The sequence below is a fragment of the Nocardia pseudobrasiliensis NBRC 108224 genome (genome assembly GCF_001613105.1).
GTDB classification, from domain to species: Bacteria; Actinomycetota; Actinomycetes; order Mycobacteriales; family Mycobacteriaceae; genus Nocardia; species Nocardia pseudobrasiliensis.
Window position 1 is genome coordinate 1 of the sequence record NZ_BDBS01000018.1, and the last position, 15,653, is coordinate 15,653.

Annotated in this window: 19 protein-coding genes; 14 read left to right on the forward strand and 5 right to left on the reverse strand. The window is 66.8% G+C overall.

Features of this window, described 5'->3' with window-relative positions:
- A partial coding sequence (locus NP4_RS15540) for a DUF202 domain-containing protein (RefSeq protein WP_082875896.1) occupies window positions 1–362 on the forward strand: 362 nt, incomplete at its 5' end.
- 178 nt (window positions 363–540) lie between these two features.
- Here the strand turns inward: NP4_RS15540 and NP4_RS15545 are convergent.
- Window positions 541–1,995, reverse strand: a complete 1,455-nt coding sequence (locus NP4_RS15545) for a cellulase family glycosylhydrolase (protein WP_082875897.1) — start codon at window positions 1,993–1,995, stop codon at window positions 541–543.
- Between the two features lie 303 nt (window positions 1,996–2,298).
- Here NP4_RS15545 and rpsB point away from each other — a divergent pair, with 303 nt between their 5' ends.
- From rpsB to NP4_RS15570, 5 genes are all read left to right on the forward strand, one after another.
- Window positions 2,299–3,147 carry a 30S ribosomal protein S2 gene (gene rpsB, locus NP4_RS15550; protein ID WP_062511608.1) on the forward strand — a complete coding sequence of 283 codons (849 nt, stop codon included), beginning with the start codon at window positions 2,299–2,301 and terminating at the stop codon, window positions 3,145–3,147.
- A gap of 114 nt (window positions 3,148–3,261) precedes the next feature.
- Complete coding sequence (tsf, locus tag NP4_RS15555) at window positions 3,262–4,086, forward strand: translation elongation factor Ts (protein ID WP_067998277.1); 825 nt, start codon at window positions 3,262–3,264, stop codon at window positions 4,084–4,086.
- Between the two features lie 337 nt (window positions 4,087–4,423).
- Window positions 4,424–5,152 carry a UMP kinase gene (gene pyrH / locus NP4_RS15560; protein WP_062511606.1) on the forward strand — a complete coding sequence of 243 codons (729 nt, stop codon included), beginning with the start codon at window positions 4,424–4,426 and terminating at the stop codon, window positions 5,150–5,152.
- 36 nt (window positions 5,153–5,188) lie between these two features.
- A complete protein-coding gene (gene frr / locus NP4_RS15565) occupies window positions 5,189–5,746 on the forward strand; it encodes a ribosome recycling factor (protein WP_062511696.1) in 558 nt (185 codons plus the stop codon).
- Window positions 5,747–5,865: 119 nt separating this feature from the next.
- Window positions 5,866–6,741 (forward strand): phosphatidate cytidylyltransferase, encoded by an 876-nt coding sequence (locus NP4_RS15570; protein WP_067998565.1) that lies wholly within the window; start codon window positions 5,866–5,868, stop codon window positions 6,739–6,741.
- Here the strand turns inward: NP4_RS15570 and NP4_RS15575 are convergent.
- The gene (locus NP4_RS15575) at window positions 6,738–7,124 is read right to left on the reverse strand and encodes a LapA family protein (protein ID WP_067998280.1); all 387 of its coding nucleotides are present in this window, start codon (window positions 7,122–7,124) and stop codon (window positions 6,738–6,740) included. The two genes, NP4_RS15570 and NP4_RS15575, sit on opposite strands and share 4 nt — an antisense overlap.
- A gap of 135 nt (window positions 7,125–7,259) precedes the next feature.
- On the opposite strand from NP4_RS15575, the gene rlmN reads away from it, so the two are divergent.
- Genes rlmN through NP4_RS15590 form a run of 3 tightly spaced genes read left to right on the forward strand, consistent with a single transcriptional unit; the run spans window position 7,260 to window position 9,364 of the window.
- Window positions 7,260–8,369, forward strand: a complete 1,110-nt coding sequence (gene rlmN / locus NP4_RS15580; RefSeq protein WP_067998282.1) for a dual-specificity RNA methyltransferase RlmN — start codon at window positions 7,260–7,262, stop codon at window positions 8,367–8,369.
- A 57-nt stretch (window positions 8,370–8,426) separates the two neighbouring features.
- The gene (locus NP4_RS15585; RefSeq protein WP_067998285.1) at window positions 8,427–8,756 is read left to right on the forward strand and encodes an ArsR/SmtB family transcription factor; all 330 of its coding nucleotides are present in this window, start codon (window positions 8,427–8,429) and stop codon (window positions 8,754–8,756) included.
- A complete protein-coding gene (locus tag NP4_RS15590) occupies window positions 8,756–9,364 on the forward strand; it encodes a cation efflux transmembrane domain-containing protein (RefSeq protein ID WP_067998567.1) in 609 nt (202 codons plus the stop codon). Before NP4_RS15585 ends, NP4_RS15590 begins: the two co-directional genes overlap by 1 nt.
- Before the next feature lie 18 nt (window positions 9,365–9,382).
- On the opposite strand, the gene NP4_RS42610 is transcribed toward NP4_RS15590, so the two are convergent.
- Both NP4_RS42610 and NP4_RS15595 read right to left on the reverse strand, forming a co-directional pair.
- The gene (locus tag NP4_RS42610) at window positions 9,383–9,508 is read right to left on the reverse strand and encodes an MFS transporter small subunit (RefSeq protein WP_255285515.1); all 126 of its coding nucleotides are present in this window, start codon (window positions 9,506–9,508) and stop codon (window positions 9,383–9,385) included.
- Window positions 9,505–10,848, reverse strand: a complete 1,344-nt coding sequence (locus NP4_RS15595) for an L-lactate MFS transporter (RefSeq protein ID WP_245998094.1) — start codon at window positions 10,846–10,848, stop codon at window positions 9,505–9,507. Before NP4_RS15595 ends, NP4_RS42610 begins: the two co-directional genes overlap by 4 nt.
- A 298-nt stretch (window positions 10,849–11,146) precedes the next feature.
- Here NP4_RS15595 and NP4_RS15600 point away from each other — a divergent pair, with 298 nt between their 5' ends.
- From NP4_RS15600 to NP4_RS15620, 5 genes are all read left to right on the forward strand, one after another.
- Complete coding sequence (locus tag NP4_RS15600; protein ID WP_067998289.1) at window positions 11,147–12,112, forward strand: M64 family metallopeptidase; 966 nt, start codon at window positions 11,147–11,149, stop codon at window positions 12,110–12,112.
- Between the two features lie 10 nt (window positions 12,113–12,122).
- Window positions 12,123–12,722, forward strand: coding sequence for an HD domain-containing protein (locus NP4_RS15605; RefSeq protein WP_067998291.1), 600 nt, complete (start codon window positions 12,123–12,125; stop codon window positions 12,720–12,722).
- Between the two features lie 108 nt (window positions 12,723–12,830).
- Window positions 12,831–13,493 carry a hypothetical protein gene (locus NP4_RS15610; protein ID WP_147288005.1) on the forward strand — a complete coding sequence of 221 codons (663 nt, stop codon included), beginning with the start codon at window positions 12,831–12,833 and terminating at the stop codon, window positions 13,491–13,493.
- A 22-nt stretch (window positions 13,494–13,515) separates the two neighbouring features.
- The gene (locus NP4_RS15615; RefSeq protein ID WP_067998295.1) at window positions 13,516–14,181 is read left to right on the forward strand and encodes a LysR substrate-binding domain-containing protein; all 666 of its coding nucleotides are present in this window, start codon (window positions 13,516–13,518) and stop codon (window positions 14,179–14,181) included.
- A gap of 24 nt (window positions 14,182–14,205) precedes the next feature.
- Complete coding sequence (locus NP4_RS15620; protein ID WP_147288004.1) at window positions 14,206–15,312, forward strand: SMI1/KNR4 family protein; 1,107 nt, start codon at window positions 14,206–14,208, stop codon at window positions 15,310–15,312.
- 11 nt (window positions 15,313–15,323) lie between these two features.
- Here NP4_RS15620 and NP4_RS15625 read toward each other — a convergent pair whose 3' ends face one another.
- Entirely contained in the window at window positions 15,324–15,608 is a 285-nt protein-coding gene (locus tag NP4_RS15625; protein ID WP_067998299.1) for a DUF2631 domain-containing protein, read from the reverse strand.
- Window positions 15,609–15,653 lie beyond the last annotated feature (45 nt).

Below are 15,653 nucleotides of genomic sequence, written 5' to 3' on the forward strand. Positions count from 1 at the left end.
CGCGCCGCGGTTGGTGCGATGGCGCATGGCTGGCTGATCTCGTGACCGTCCCGACCGATCGCGGTTTGCAGGCTGAACGTACGGCCTTGGCTTGGTGGCGCACGGCGGTGGGCGCGATGGCCAACGGGCTGCTTCTGCTGCACGTCGCCCTGGTCGCGGACCGTCTTCCGGTCACGATCCTCGCCCTGATCTCGGCCGTCGCCCTGACCGTCGTTGCCGCGATCGCGCTGCGCCGCAACCGGATCCTGCACGCCCGCCACCACGGCTGGGTCGACGGTCGACTTCCGATCGGAATCGTCGCGTGTGTGGTCGCGGCCGTCGCGGGCGCGGCGCTCGTCGTGGGCGCGGTGTTCTACGAATGAGCTGTCGCCGCGCGGTGCATCGAACGCCGTGTATTCGTTGGCGTTCGCCGACCGCGGCGATCACTGTCCGCTCGCCGGAGATCGAGTAGGGCCAGATGTGCCCGTATTTGCGGCCCGATGTCGCGCGTGTCCAAATCCGGGATCTTCAGCGCAATTTCGGACACGCGCGGCCGACCTGTCAGCCCTTGGCCTTCACGATCACCTCTACTGCCTGCGCGCCGCTGTCGGCCTCGACGGTGATCACCCGGCTTCCGGCCGCGGAGGTGACCCGCCCGCCCTGCGCGGTCACGGCGTATCCGCCGGGGTAATGCAGATCGGAGGTGATTATTTCCGTTGCGGCGTCGCGCTTTTCGGGACGATAGCGGTAGTGGGTCTCGCCGGTCTTCGCGTCGAAGCTCAGTGAGAGCGGGGTGCCGGCGGTCGCGCGGGGATAGGTGCGCACCAGCTGCCGCCCGAGATCGCCGGTGAACGGGTCCGGGCGCGCCGCGCCGCCGTTGTCGACGCTGCTGTAGTGCCACCACATCCAGCCGATCAGACGGCTGTCGGCGCGATCCACCGTCCGGGCGACCGTATCGGCCCGGCTGTCGCCGCCGAATTCGGTGACCAGTGCCGGGATTCCGGTGCGATCGGCGACGGACTGGTAGTTGGCCCAGGTGCGGTCGTGCTGGACATCGCACAGCCCGATCAGTTCGCGGGGCAGGCCGAGGTAGATCGCCGCCTCGTTGAACGTGCAGTAGTCATGGAAGGAGAACACGATCGACGGATCGGAGATCGCGGGCGTCAGTGGAGGTTCGGCGATATGGGTCGGAATCGTCTCGTTCCACAGCACATTCGGCTCCCACAGCACCGTCGCCGCGGAGTCGCCCTCGCGGATGCGTCGGGTCAGCTTCTCGTGCACGCCCTGGTACTGGCCGTCGAATGCGGGGCACCCCAGTGGAATACAGGTCGGAAACGCCACCCCGGGCCAGGGTTCGTTCATCACCTCGTAGCCGAGTACCGCGGGATTGCCGCGCAGCCGGGTGGCCAGCGCCGACAGCGCGTCGCCGAGGCGATCCACCACGCCGCCGGAGTTGTTCCAGAAGTTCGTCCAGGCCAGATTCATCGACAGCATCGTCGCGCTGTTCAACGGCCAGCCCGGATTGGGTTCGCCCGGAAAGGGTTTCGGATTCACCGCCCAGGCGGGAAAGCCGTTGCCGCCGAAGACCGCGCTCATCGAGTCCTGATGGTTGTCCAGCAGTACGTAGATGCCGGCGCGGCCGAGTACGTCCACCGTGTGCGCCAGACGCTCGATGTAGGCGCGGTCGATACGTCCGCGTTCGGGCATGAGTCCGGCGAATTCGACGCCGAGCCGGACCGCGGTGAAGCCGTGGCGGGCGAGCAGCTCGGCGTCGCGCGCGGTGATCGTGAGCCCGTCGCCGGGGGTGACGTACGGCGCGTCCTTGTCGACGTTGTTCACGCCGTGCAGCAGCACCACCCGGCCGTGCTCGTCGACGAACGACGGGCCCCGCACGGTCAGGCGCGACAGCGGCACGGGATCGGCCGAGGCGGGTTCGGTGACGGTCGTTCCGAAGACGAGTGCGACGGTCGCGGCCACGACGGCGGCCCAGCGAGCGCCCGGAGACAGTGCGCGCATTCCACCACGGTGGGGCATCGCGGTCACGGCCGCCGCATATTCTGGACGACTGACCAATTATTGCCCGCGTGAATAGGGGTTGAACCGGGGGCGACCACCCCGTTTAGGTTCCGGCGGCCCTGGACCGTAGACTGGTCCGGCGGTCCGCTCATCACCGGATCGACTTCGCGCGCCCGCAACTGTGGGTCGTCGGCTGGTCCCGAACATTCGAGCAGGTACCGAATCGGGTCCGACGGCCGCGGGCGCCAGGGCAGAGGTCGCCGATCTCTGCGTCAACCAGCAACGAAAGGTTGTTACGGAGCCATGGCTGTCGTAACTATGAAGCAGCTGCTCGACAGCGGCGCGCATTTCGGGCACCAGACCCGCCGGTGGAACCCGAAGATGAAGCGGTTCATCTTCACCGACCGCAACGGCATCTACATCATCGATCTGCAGCAGACGCTGACCTACATCGACAAGGCCTACGAGTTCGTCAAGGAGACCGTGGCCCACGGTGGCACCGTGCTGTTCGTCGGCACCAAGAAGCAGGCGCAGGAGGCCATCGCGGCCGAGGCGACCCGCGTCGGCATGCCGTACGTGAACCAGCGCTGGCTGGGTGGCATGCTCACCAACTTCTCGACCGTCCACAAGCGGCTGCAGCGCCTGAAGGAGCTGGAGTCGATGGAGCAGACCGGCGGTTTCGAGGGTCGCACCAAGAAGGAAATCCTCATGCTCACGCGTGAGAAGAACAAGCTGGAGCGCACCCTCGGCGGTATCCGCGATATGGCCAAGGTGCCCTCGGCCATCTGGGTGGTCGACACCAACAAGGAGCACATCGCCGTCGGCGAGGCTCGCAAGCTGAACATCCCGGTCGTCGCGATCCTCGACACCAACTGCGATCCGGACCTGGTCGACTACCCGATCCCGGGTAACGACGATGCCATCCGCTCGGCCGCGCTGCTGACCAAGGTCGTGGCCTCCGCCGTCGCCGAGGGCGTGCAGGCCCGTGCCGCGCGTGCCGCGGGCGATGCCAAGCCCGAGGCCGGCGCCGGCGAGCCGCTCGCCGAGTGGGAGCAGGAACTGCTGGCTCAGGCCAACCCGAACGCCGAGACCGCCGAGGCTCCGGCTGAGGCGCCCGTCGCGGCCGAGGCGCCGGCCGCGGCCGAGAGCTGATCCGCTCCGCTCCGCACGAGCGATTGTTCACCGTGCCGGCCCTTCCTGTTCGGAAGCGGTCGGCATGGTGGTGCTAGAGACCTAGAGACCACATCTTCGAGGAGGCTCGCCAGGATGGCGAACTACACTGCCGCCGACGTGAAGCGGCTTCGCGAGCTCACCGGCTCCGGAATGATGGACTGCAAGAAGGCGCTGGAGGAGACCGACGGCGACTTCGACAAGGCCGTCGAGGTCCTGCGCATCAAGGGCGCCAAGGACGTCGGCAAGCGCGCCGAGCGCGCGACCGCCGAGGGCCTGGTCGCCGCGTCGGACGGCGTCATGTTCGAGATCAACTCCGAGACCGACTTCGTCGCCAAGAACGACGAATTCCAGAACGTGGCCGGCGATATCGCCGCGGCCGCGGCCAAGGCCCGCCCGGCGGACCTGGACGCGCTGAAGGCGGTCGACGTCAACGGCAAGACCGCCGACCAGGTCGTGCAGGAACTGGCCGCCAAGATCGGCGAGAAGCTGGAACTGCGGCGCGTCGTCTCCTTCGACGGCCCGGTCGCGACCTACCTGCACAAGCGGTCCTCGGACCTGCCGCCGGCCGTCGGCGTGCTGGTCGAGTACCAGGGTGAGGGCGAGCAGGCCGCCGAGGTCGCCCGCGCCGCCGCCATGCAGATCGCCGCGCTGAAGGCCCGTTACGTCACCCGTGACGAGGTCCCGGCCGACGTGGTCGAGAAGGAGCGCAGCATCGCCGAGGCGACCGCCCGCGAGGAGGGCAAGCCCGAGGGCGCGCTGCCGAAGATCGTCGAGGGCCGCGTCAACGGCTTCTACAAGGACGTCGTCCTGCTGGAGCAGTCGTCGGTCACCGACAGCAAGAAGACCGTCAAGCAGCTGCTCGACGACGCCGGCGTGACCGTGACCCGGTTCGCCCGCTTCGAGGTCGGCCAGGCCTGATTTCGGCTTGTAAAGGCCCCTCGCGCAAGTGCTTGCGCGAGGGGCCTTTTCGATTGTCCGTCCCGGAATTCGACCATTGCGAGGCCGTCGGCTACTCTTCCAGCTGATCCGGATGCGCCCCGGCGGGCGCTCCGAAACTCGTGCTGGTACCGCATGTGCCGCGCACTCCGGCCGATCGAGTCCGATTCGTGGCCTGCGATTTCCTCGGGGGTCGGGTAACAGTTCGGGCCGGTCGTAGGGCAGGATGGACAGAGCCTTGTCACCGTCTCGTGTCCTTCCCGACACCGGATGGTCTTTTCGCATGTGTGTAGCAGGCTGCCGAAGAGAATGGAGACCGATGTCGGACCCGGAACCGGCCCGTAAGGGCTATCGCCGAGTACTCCTCAAGTTGGGTGGGGAGATGTTCGGCGGCGGCTCGGTCGGACTCGACCCGGACGTGGTGCAGATGGTCGCCGAGCAGATCGCCGATGTGGTCTCGACCGGTGTCCAGGTGGCCGTCGTCAACGGTGGCGGAAACTTCTTCCGCGGCGCCGAACTCGAGGAGCGCGGCCTGGATCGCGCGCGCTCGGACTATATGGGCATGCTCGGCACCGTGATGAACAGCCTTGCGCTGCAGGACTTTCTGCAGAAGCAGGGGGTGGACACCCGGGTGCAGACGGCGATCACGATGGGCCAGGTGGCCGAGCCGTACATCCCGTTGCGCGCCAAGCGTCATCTGGAGAAGGGCCGCGTCGTGATCTTCGGCGCGGGGATGGGTATGCCGTACTTCTCCACCGACACCACCGCCGCGCAGCGCGCGCTGGAGATCGGTGCGGAAGTCGTACTCATGGCCAAGGCCGTGGACGGGGTGTTCACCGCCGATCCGAAGATCGAAACCGATGCCGAGATGTTCTCCGAGATCACTCACAAAGAGGTGCTCGAGCGCGGACTCAAGGTCGCCGACGCCACGGCTTTCAGCCTCTGTATGGACAACCAGATGCCCATGCTGGTGTTCAATCTGTTGACGAAGGGAAATATCGCCCGCGCAGTGGCCGGTGAGAAGATCGGCACACTGGTCCGATCCTGAACGGATCGACACGATGACGCTGTGGAGGAAACGGTCGTGATTGAAGAAGCTCTCTTCGACGCCGAGGAGAAGATGGAAAAGGCCGTCTCGGTGGCGAAGGACGACCTCGGTTCGATTCGAACCGGTCGCGCGAATCCGAGCATGTTCAACAGGATCGTCGTCGACTATTACGGCTCGCCGACCCCGATCACCCAGATGTCGGGTATCACGGTGCCCGAGCCGCGCATGGTCGTCATCAAGCCCTATGAACAGGGCCAGTTACAGGCCATCGAGACCGCCATTCGCAATTCGGATCTGGGCGTCAATCCCACCAACGACGGCAACATCATTCGCGTGGTGGTGCCGCAGTTGACCGAGGAGCGTCGCCGCGAATTGGTCAAGCAGGCCAAGGGCAAGGGCGAGGACGCCAAGATCGCCATCCGCAACGTACGGCGCAAGGCGATGGACGAGCTGAACCGCATCCAGAAGGACGGCGAGGCCGGCGAGGACGAAGTGGGCCGCGCCGAAAAGGAATTGGACAAGACCACCGCCAGATACGTCAGCCAGATCGACGAGCTGGTCAAGCACAAGGAATCGGAACTGCTCGAGGTCTAGACCGGACGGCGCGCGCTGATCCGGGGACTGCTCGTGGGGGACGAAATGGACGACAAGTGAGCGACGGGACAATCGTGGCCGAACAAACCGCGGCCGGTGATGCGGTGCCGGCCGGCGACGTGACCGGTGCACCCGCCGAGGAGGCGCCGACGCCGCAGGCGCAGCCGAACGGCAAGTCTTCGCGTGCCGGTCGCAACTTACCCGCGGCCCTGTCCGTGGGGTTCGCGCTGGGATTGTCGCTCATCGCGATTCTGCTGTGGGCGCCGAAGGTTCTCATCGGCGTCATCGCGGTAGCCATCGCCGTCGCCACCTGGGAGGTGGCCAAGCGGTTGCGCGAGGCCGGTGTGCTGGTGCCGCGCATTCCGCTGATCGTGGGCGGGCAGGCGATCATCTGGCTGTCCTGGCCGTTCGGCACCGAGGGCGTGGTCGGTGCGTTCGGGGCCACGGCGCTGCTGTGCATGATGTGGCGACTGTTCGATCACGGGCTGGACGCGCAACCGCGAAACTTCCTGCGCGACACGGCGATCACGGTATTCGTCCTGTCCTGGATCCCGCTGCTGGCCTCGTTCGCGACCATGCTGCTGCTCGAGGACCGCGGCAATCTGCGGGTCCTGACGTTCATGATCCTGGTGGTCTGCTCGGATGTCGGCGGTTATGTGGCGGGAGTGCTGTTCGGCAAGCATCCGATGGTTCCGGCGATCAGCCCGAAGAAGTCCTGGGAGGGTTTCGCCGGATCGCTGGTGTTCTGTGTGATCGGTGGACTGCTCACGGTGACGCTACTGCTGCAGGCGAATTCGATGATCGGCGTGCTGGTGGGTGTGGCGGTCGTGCTGGTGGCCACCGCCGGTGACCTCATCGAGTCCCAGGTCAAGCGCGAGCTCGGCATCAAGGATATGGGCACGCTACTGCCCGGGCACGGCGGCATCATGGATCGGCTGGACTCCATGCTGCCCTCGGCGCTGGTGTCCTGGCTGGTGTTTACCGCGCTGCTCTAGCCGCGCTTGGCCGCCCGGCGCAACTGCAGGATGCGCCAGCCGCCGACCAGTGCCATCACGAGCGCACCCGCGATCACCGACAGCAGGATCGTCACGCCCTGTGGCTGGGTGAAGTCCCAGAAGAACAGATGCGTCTGGACCGGATCGGAATTCTGCAGAATGAAGATCAGCAGAATGATGCCGAGGATCGCCGCCGCGACCAGGGCCGTCCAGGTGTAGCCGGTGCGCGTGCGCAGCGATCGGCTGTGTTTGGCCGGCGTCGTCGTCCGGGTGGGCGCCGGGGTGGGGGTGGGTTCGGTCCCGGGCGTGGCGGGCGCGGTGAGGTCGCCGGTAGTGCGCGATACCGGGTCCGGATTCGGGGTCGGGACTGCGTCGCTGGTCATGTTCCGATCATTCCCGATAGCTATGGGCAATACACGTCTATCGCCCCATCGATCCACGGCATGTCGGCGGGTGTGACCGGGATATCGCCGCCCACGCGCCGACAGGCTCCGACCGGATGGGACACTGGAAGGGTTATGACGACCTCCCTGCCCCTCGTTTTCGATGCTCCGCGCCGTGGCATGCCGCCGCGGCATCTCGCCGACCTCGACGCGGACGAGCGGCGCAAGGTGGTCGAGGAACTGGGCCTGCCCAAGTTCCGCGCCGACCAGATCGCCCGGCAGTACTACGGCCGCCTGCAGGCCGACCCGGAACAGATGACCGACCTGCCCGCGCCGCTGCGCGCGAAGGTGGCCGAGGCGCTGTTCCCGCCGCTGCTGTCCGAGGTTCGCCACGTGGTGTGCGATGAGGGAACCACGCGCAAGTCGCTGTGGCGCGCGGGTGATGGCACGCTGCTCGAGAGCGTGCTGATGCGCTATCCGGATCGCAACACCCTGTGCATCTCGAGCCAGGCGGGTTGCGGTATGGCATGCCCGTTCTGCGCGACCGGTCAGGGCGGTCTGAACCGCAATCTGTCCACCGCCGAGATCGTCGACCAGGTGCGCGCCGCGGCCGCCGCCCTGCGCGACGGTGAGGTCGCCGGTGGTCCGGGCCGCCTGTCGAACATCGTCTTCATGGGTATGGGCGAGCCGCTGGCCAACTACAAGCGCGTGGTGAACGCGGTCCGCCGCATCACCGCACCCGCACCCGACGGCCTGGGCATTTCCCAGCGCAATGTCGTGGTCTCGACCGTCGGCTTGGCCCCCGCGATCCGCAAACTCGCCGACGAGGGCCTGTCGGTGACGCTGGCGGTATCGCTGCACACCCCCGACGACGAATTGCGCGACACCCTCGTGCCGGTGAACAACCGCTGGCCGGTATCGGAGGTCCTCGACGCGGCCCGCTACTACGCCGACAAGACCGGCCGCCGAATCTCGGTGGAGTACGCGCTGATCCGCGATATCAACGACCATCCGTGGCGCGCGGACATGCTGGGCGCGAAGCTGCACAAGGCCCTCGGTCCGCGCGTACACGTGAACCTGATCCCGCTGAACCCGACCCCGGGCAGCAAGTGGGATGCCAGCCCGAAACCCGTTGAGCGCGAATTCGTCCGCCGGGTGGAGGCCCAGGGCGTGCCGTGCACGGTGCGGGATACGCGGGGACAGGAGATCGCCGCGGCCTGCGGGCAGTTGGCGGCTGAGGGGTAGCCGAACTCGGTCCGGTACACGGTTTTCTGAATACATCGGTTTCTGTACTATCGACCCATGGAAACCACCCTGCACCGGGACGCCCTGACTCGATTCGGGCACGCGCTGTCGGATCCCACGCGCACCCGGATCCTGCTGCGGCTGCGCGAGGGGCCGAGTTATCCGTCGGAGCTGGCCGATCGGATCGGGGTGACGCGGCAGATTCTGTCGAATCATCTGGCCTGTCTGCGCGGATGCGGGCTGGTGGTGGCCGTGCCCGAAGGGCGGCGTAGTCGGTATGAATTGGCCGATGCGCGTATCGGTCACGCGCTCGATGATCTGCTCGGCCTGGTGCTGGCGGTGGATCCGGCGTGCTGCCCGGATGCCGATGCGCGGGTGTGCTGCTGATGGCCACGCTCACCCCGGATCGGAAGGCGGTGCTGGCCGGGCGGATTCGCTGGCTGGTGGCCGCGACCATCTCCTACAACGTGCTCGAGGCGGTCGTCGCGCTGGGCGCGGGGGTGCGGGCGTCGTCGACGGCTCTGATCGGATTCGGCCTCGACTCGGTGATCGAGGTGTCCTCCGCGGCGGCGGTCGCCTGGCAGTTCTCCGGCTCGGATCCGCAGCGGCGGGAGCGGGTCGCGCTGCGGGTCATCGCCTTTTCGTTCTTCGCTCTCGCCCTGTATGTCACCGTGGATTCGATCCGGTCGCTGCTCGGCGGGGCCGAACCTCATCACTCCTCGATCGGAATCGTGCTGGCGGCGGTGAGTTTGGTGATCATGCCGGTGCTGTCGAATGCGCAGCGCCGCGCGGGGCGCGAACTCGGGTCCTGTTCCGCGGTCGCCGATTCGAAGCAAACCCTGCTCTGCACCTATCTTTCGGCGGTGCTGCTGGCTGGGTTGCTGCTCAACAGCCTGCTCGGCTGGTCCTGGGCCGATCCGCTCGCGGCGCTGGTGATCGCCGCCGTCGCGGTGCGCGAGGGGCGCGAGGCGTGGCGAGGGGACAGCTGCTGCTGATCGCGCGGACTGCTCCGTCTACTGGAACAGCTTGAGCAGGTTCACGATCAGCCGGTCCAAGCCGTACGCGAACGGGGTCGCGACCCATGCCCAGGCGAAGATCAGCAGCGCGGTGCGTCGCGGGCCGCCCTCGGATGCGGTCATGCCGGATCTCCCTCCGCGACGACAACCGGAACCTCGTCGGCCCGATGGTACTTCGCCGCTACGGGCCGGATGAGTTCGTTGGCGACGAAGCCGACGCACAGCAGCGCGATCATGACCGCAAACGATGTCCCGTACAGCGCGGCCCCCGACTTGCCCTGCCGCACTCCCGAATCCGCGATGGCATTGACGATCAGCGGCCCGGCCACACCCGCCACCGACCATGCGGTGAGCAGCCGACCGTGAATGGCGCCGACCTGATAGGCACCGAACAAATCCTTCAGATATGCCGGGACCGTGGCGAATCCGCCACCGTAGAACGACAGGATCACCATGGCGCCGAGGATGAAGACCGCCTTGTCGGTCCGGCCCACCGACCACACCACGACGTAGGCCAGCGCCCCGACGCCGAGGTAGATCCGATACATGTTCTTGCGGCCGATCACATCCGACAGCGACGACCAGCCGATCCGCCCGGCCATATTGGCCGCCGACAGCACGGCGACGAAACCCGCTGCGGCGGTGACGGTCACGGGTGTCGCGGTGTTCTTGAAGAAGTCGACCACCATGGGCGCCGCCTTCTCCAGAATGCCGATGCCCGCGGTGACGTTGAAGCACAGCACGACCCACAGCAGCCAGAACTGCGGGGTGCGGATGGCGTCGTCGGCGGCGACATCCTTGCCGCTCACCAGCTTCGCCGCCACGGTCGGCGGCTTCCAACCCGCCGGTCGCCAGCCCGGCGGCGGTACGCGCACCAGCAGCGGACCCACAGACATGAACACCGCGTAGGTCAATCCCATCACCAGGAAGGTCGCCGCGATTCCGCCTCGATCGCGTCCGAAATCCGACAGCAGCTCGGTCGTCCACGGTGAGGCGATCAGCGCGCCGCCGCCGAAGCCCATGATCGCGAAACCCGTTGCCATACCGGGTCGATCGGGAAACCAGCGAATCAGCGTGGACACGGGCGAGATGTAGCCGATGCCCAACCCGATGCCGCCCACGAACCCGTAACCGAACACGATCAACCAGTACGCGCCCACCGCCGCGCCCAGCGCCGAGATCAGCAGCCCCGAACAGAAACACGTGAGCGATACCGTCATCGCCCACCGCGGCCCACGTCGTTCGACCACCGTCCCGCCGAACGCCGCCGACAACCCGAGCATCACGATCGCGATCTGAAACGGCAACGCACTACCGGTGCCGGAGATATGCATCGCCTTCTCCAGCGGCGGTTTGAATACGCTCCAGGCATAGGCCTGACCGATGGCCAGATGGATGGACAACGCGGCGGGCGGAACCAGCCAGCGATTCCACTCCACGGGGGCGATGACGGCTGCGGTCATGGTTGATCTCCACATTCAGCGGTGTGGTGATCATAAAGCGATTCCGTTGGGGTGGAGGCGAATTGCCCTTGTCTGCCCTGCCAACTGAGCCTGCCACTGGGATGCACTGGGAGCGTGGTCGGTTGGGCTGATTCCCCAAGCCGGGCGGCCGAATTGACGCAACGCCGCGCGATGAGCTCGCAATCGTTCCGGATACCCCTAGTGCGACCGATCCTCCCCGCCGAACCGGGTCGGTCGGTACGTCTTCCCGCCTACCCTCACCTGGTACCCGATCACCTTGTACAGCAAGGGATTTCCTATGTCTCGCTTGTCTCGCCTGGCCGCGCTCGCATTCGGTGTGCTGCTGCTCACCGGGGTTCATCCCGCGATCGGATCGGCCGCCGAAAACCAACAGCGCGAAGTCTTTTCGCCCGATGGGAGCATCAGCCGGGTCACGGTCCCGGTTCAGGTCGAGCCGCCCGCGCCGCGTTCGGCCGTGCAGGCCGATGTGGTGACCATTCAGCAGACCGGGCCGTCCAGTGAACGGTTCGATCTGGTGTTCGTGGGGGACGGGTATACCGCCGGAGAGCTGGGGGTGTACAAGCAGCACGCGATCAATCGCTGGAACGAGATGATTCAGGTCGAGCCGTTCAAATCGCATCGGCAGTCGTTCAATGTGTGGGCCGTCAATGTGGTCTCGCAGGAGTCCGGCGTCGACAACGATCCGCGCGGCACCTACCGAAACACGGCCCTGGACATGACCTTCTGGTGCGGCGGAACCCAGCGGCTGCTCTGCGTCAACCAGACCAAGGCGCAGCAGTACGCGAATCTCGCGCCGCAGGCCGATCAGGTGATCGCATTGGCCAACACCACCACCTACGGCGGTGCGGGCGGCGGGGTCGCGACCTCGGCAGGCGGCAATGTCAAGGCGGGTCAGATCGTGCTGCACGAACTCGGACATTCGATCGGCGGCCTCGCCGACGAATACGACTACCCGGACGACCGCTACACCGGCCGCGAACCGCGCGAGCCCAACGCCTCGGTCGACACCAGCGACCAAATGCGCAACAACCGCACGAAGTGGTACCAGTACCTGGGCAAGCAGTCTCCCGACGGCGGTGTCGTCGGCACCTACGAGGGCGCGGTCTACGCCAAACACGGCGTCTACCGCCCCACCGAGAATTCGCTCATGCGTACCCTGGGCCGCCAATTCAACCTCATCGGCCTGGACGTGATGACCGCCGCGATCGAACGCAAGAGCGGAGCGGTCGCGGGCGCCCGATAGGTTGGGCGTTGTGAACCTTGCCGATCTGACCATGCCCGACACCGCCGCCACCCGGGGCGCGCTGGTGGTGGCGTCGGAGTACTGTTCGCCCGCGCTGCTCAATCATTCGGTGCGGTCGTATGTCTGGGCCGCGGCGCTGGCGCGGGGGGAGGGGATCGCGTTCGACGCCGAGCTGCTGTATGTGGCGGCGGTGTTGCACGATATCGGGCTGGTTGCCGAATTCGACAGTCACACATCGCCCTTCGAGGAGGCCGGTGGGCATGTGGCGCGGGTGTTCGGGGCGGGGGCGGGCTGGTCGGTCGCGCGGCGGGAGCGGCTGTTGGAGATCATCGTGCGGCATACCTGGGAGCGGGTCGATGTGGAAGCCGATCCGGAGGGGCATCTGCTCGAGGCCGCGACCTCGATCGACATTTCCGGGCGCGGGGTGAAGCGGGTCGACGCCGAGGTGCGGGCGGAGGTGCTCGCGCGGTGGCCTCGATTGGATCTGGCCGATGAGTTCGTGGCGCTGTTCGAGGACCAGGCCCGGCGCAAGCCCGGTTGCAGCGCCGCGCGGGCGGTCGAGGCGGGCATCGCCGGATGGATTCGGCGCAATCCGCTCGCCGAACCGTAGATTTTCGCTCGAATCGGGCGATAAGGGCTCGAGCCTTTCTCTGTGGGGCAATCGGATTCGCTGAGCGATTCGCGAGTGAGACTGAGGTCACAGTCATACGATCGACGCATGTCGGACCCGTGGAGCGGATCAATGATGATCGAGGGGAGGGTGGTGCGTGCGTTATCGGGTGGAGCGCGGATCGAGTTCCGCAGCGGCCCAGGAGATCCGATCGCCGTCGCCGAACGCGAGAAGGCCGCCGCGCCGGGGCGCAGATTCCCGATCCCGCTGGGGCGTGCGAAAACTCGCGTCGACACCCATCTGATCACCTATACCGACGGATACCGCGTGCGGATCCGATCGAGCGGTGACGCGCCGACGGCCCTCGAGACCGTGACCGGCACCCGGACCGGCCTCATCCTGGTGACCGATACCGCCACCGCCGTCTCGATCACCGCGGGCACGCTGTGCCACTTCGTACCCCACCCAGAGGAGCCGCGCACCCCCGAGGTGTTCCGGCTGCTGATTCTGGACCTGTTCGGCAAGGAGATGGGACGGCTGAGCCTGATCCGCACGCCGGAGGGCTGGAGTCGTCGCGGCGACGAACTCGCCGACAACCATCTGTGGTGGGACCGGACCGGACAGAGTCTTCCGGTTCCGATCCTGGGCACCCGGCTCGCGATAGGACGCCGCATCGATCGAGATGAACGCGATGCCCTGCTGGCCGCCTGCGTGGACATGGCGCTCGGCCTGCGCCCCTACATCACCGAGCTGAAATGTCTGGACGGATGAGCGGTGCAATACCCTGACATGAATGAATGGGTTTGCTCCCGATGCGCTGCGGGTGGGATACGTGCCGGGCGTCATCGTGTCCAAGTGGGGGCGGGTCTGGACTGAGCGGTTCCCGGACACACCGCTGGAACTGATCGCCGTACCGCAGGCCGATCAGGAGTCCGCGCTACGCGAGGGCGGCGTCGACATGTGCTTCGTGCGGCTGCCTGTCGAACGCGACGGTATGCACGCGATCCCGCTGTATCGGGAGAGCCCGGTCGTGGTGATTCCGAAGGATCATCCGATCGCGTTGTTCGAGGAGGTCGGTCTCGCCGATCTGGCCGACGAGCGCATGCAGGACGCCGCCGATATCGACGCGCTGGCCGATACGGTCGCCCTCGTCGCGGCGGTCGGCGGGGCGGCGGTCATGCCGCATTCGCTGGCCCGGCTGCACCATCGCCGCGATCTGACCTTCCGGCATGTCAGCGACGCGCCCGATACCCAGATCGCCCTGGCCTGGCTGGTCGACAACGACACCGAGACCGTCCAGGAATTCGTCGGCATCGTGCGCGGCCGCACCGCCCGCAGTTCCCGTTCGCCGGCGGCCCGCCCGGAAGCCGCTGCGCCGCAGCGCAAGAGCAAACAACCCGCACCGAAGAAGAAGCCAACGGCCGCGCGAACCAGAACGCCTCGTCGCCGCGGCCGCTGACGCTGGAATCCAAGGAGAGTCGCAATGGGGGAACCTCTCGGACGAGAGGCGTGGCAGGAACTCGTCGGCTGTATGGTCGAGCAGAAGCGCCGCCTGCGGATCTACGACGAATACGAATCGGATACCGCTCCGAATCCCGGAGCCACCGAGGCTCGGCTGCGCGCGGCCGAGGCCCGACTCGGTCGCCCGCTCGATCCGCAGTATCGGGAACTGCTGTCGGTGGCCGACGGCTGGCAGGACTTCCACATCACCTACACCCTGCTGGGCACCGACGAGATCGGTCGCGGCCTGCGCTGGGAGTCCGGTCTGGCCAATGCCGAGATCTGGTTCGACGATCCCGCGCGGTATCAGCTCGTGATCGAGAACGACAACGGCTATCTGGGCACGATCTTCCTCGACGGCGGCAGTGTGGTGTCGTTGCCTCCCGACGAGACCTATCCGGATCTGTACACGTACTTCCTGCACGAACTCGAATCCATGACCGTGACCGCGGATCAGGCGATTCTGGGTGACTATTCCGAACCGTGGTGGGGCCGCAGCCTGCGCGGCGATCCGCCGACCATCGCCGAGATCGTCGCCAAGGTCGTCGAATTGACGCAGATCGTCGAACCGACCCGTCCGTCCCCGCTGCGTCCGGGCGCCGCACCCGCCGAATTGTCGGCGCTCGACCGCGATCTGGGGGGTGCGCTGGACCCCGAACACCGCGAACTGCTCGCGGTATCGAACGGATTGTCCACTCCCACCTGGGGTTTGGGCGATGTGCTGTCCAGCGTCGAGATCCGCGACGGCGCGCGGTGGCGAGAAGCGCTGGTACAGCGGCAATTCGAGGAGGACCGCTCCCATCGCGAGCGGCTGTCGAGCCACCGTAGCTGTCTGCTTCCCGATCCCGAGGAACCGGCGCCGGTGCTGCAGCGCATCGGTCTGATACCCGCGGTGCCGTTCGCGGTCACGCCCGTGGCGCTCTACGGCGTCGATGTCCGCGACGGCCGGGTGCGCGATCTACTGCGGGATCCGAGCATCGCGCGACCGGGTGACAGTCGATCCTCGGAGGGCACTGTGCGCGAACATCTCCTGCGCGGCTGCTGGCACCTGTGGTGGGATCTGGGTCACCCGGCCGGGCCGGTCGACTGAGGGGTGCGCGACTAGCGCGGCTTGTTCTGCAGCACCCGATCGCGGATCAGGATGCCGGCGAGCAGAATCGCGAAACCGATCAGGAACAGGTAGCCGACATTGCCGCTGCCCGACGAGCTGCCCTGCGGGCCCTCGAACAGCATGGCCAGCAGGATGACGACGACGACCCAGCCCGCGACGCGGAAGGTACGGCGCGACTCACCGCTCCAACCCCACGCGGCGGACGGAACCTCGGCGGGGTCGACCTTGGAGACGACACCAGCGCTCTTGGTGGGTTCCAGTTCCGTGGCGGCCACGTTCGCTCCCATCGGTTCAGTTACATACTGTCGCCAATATCGTGG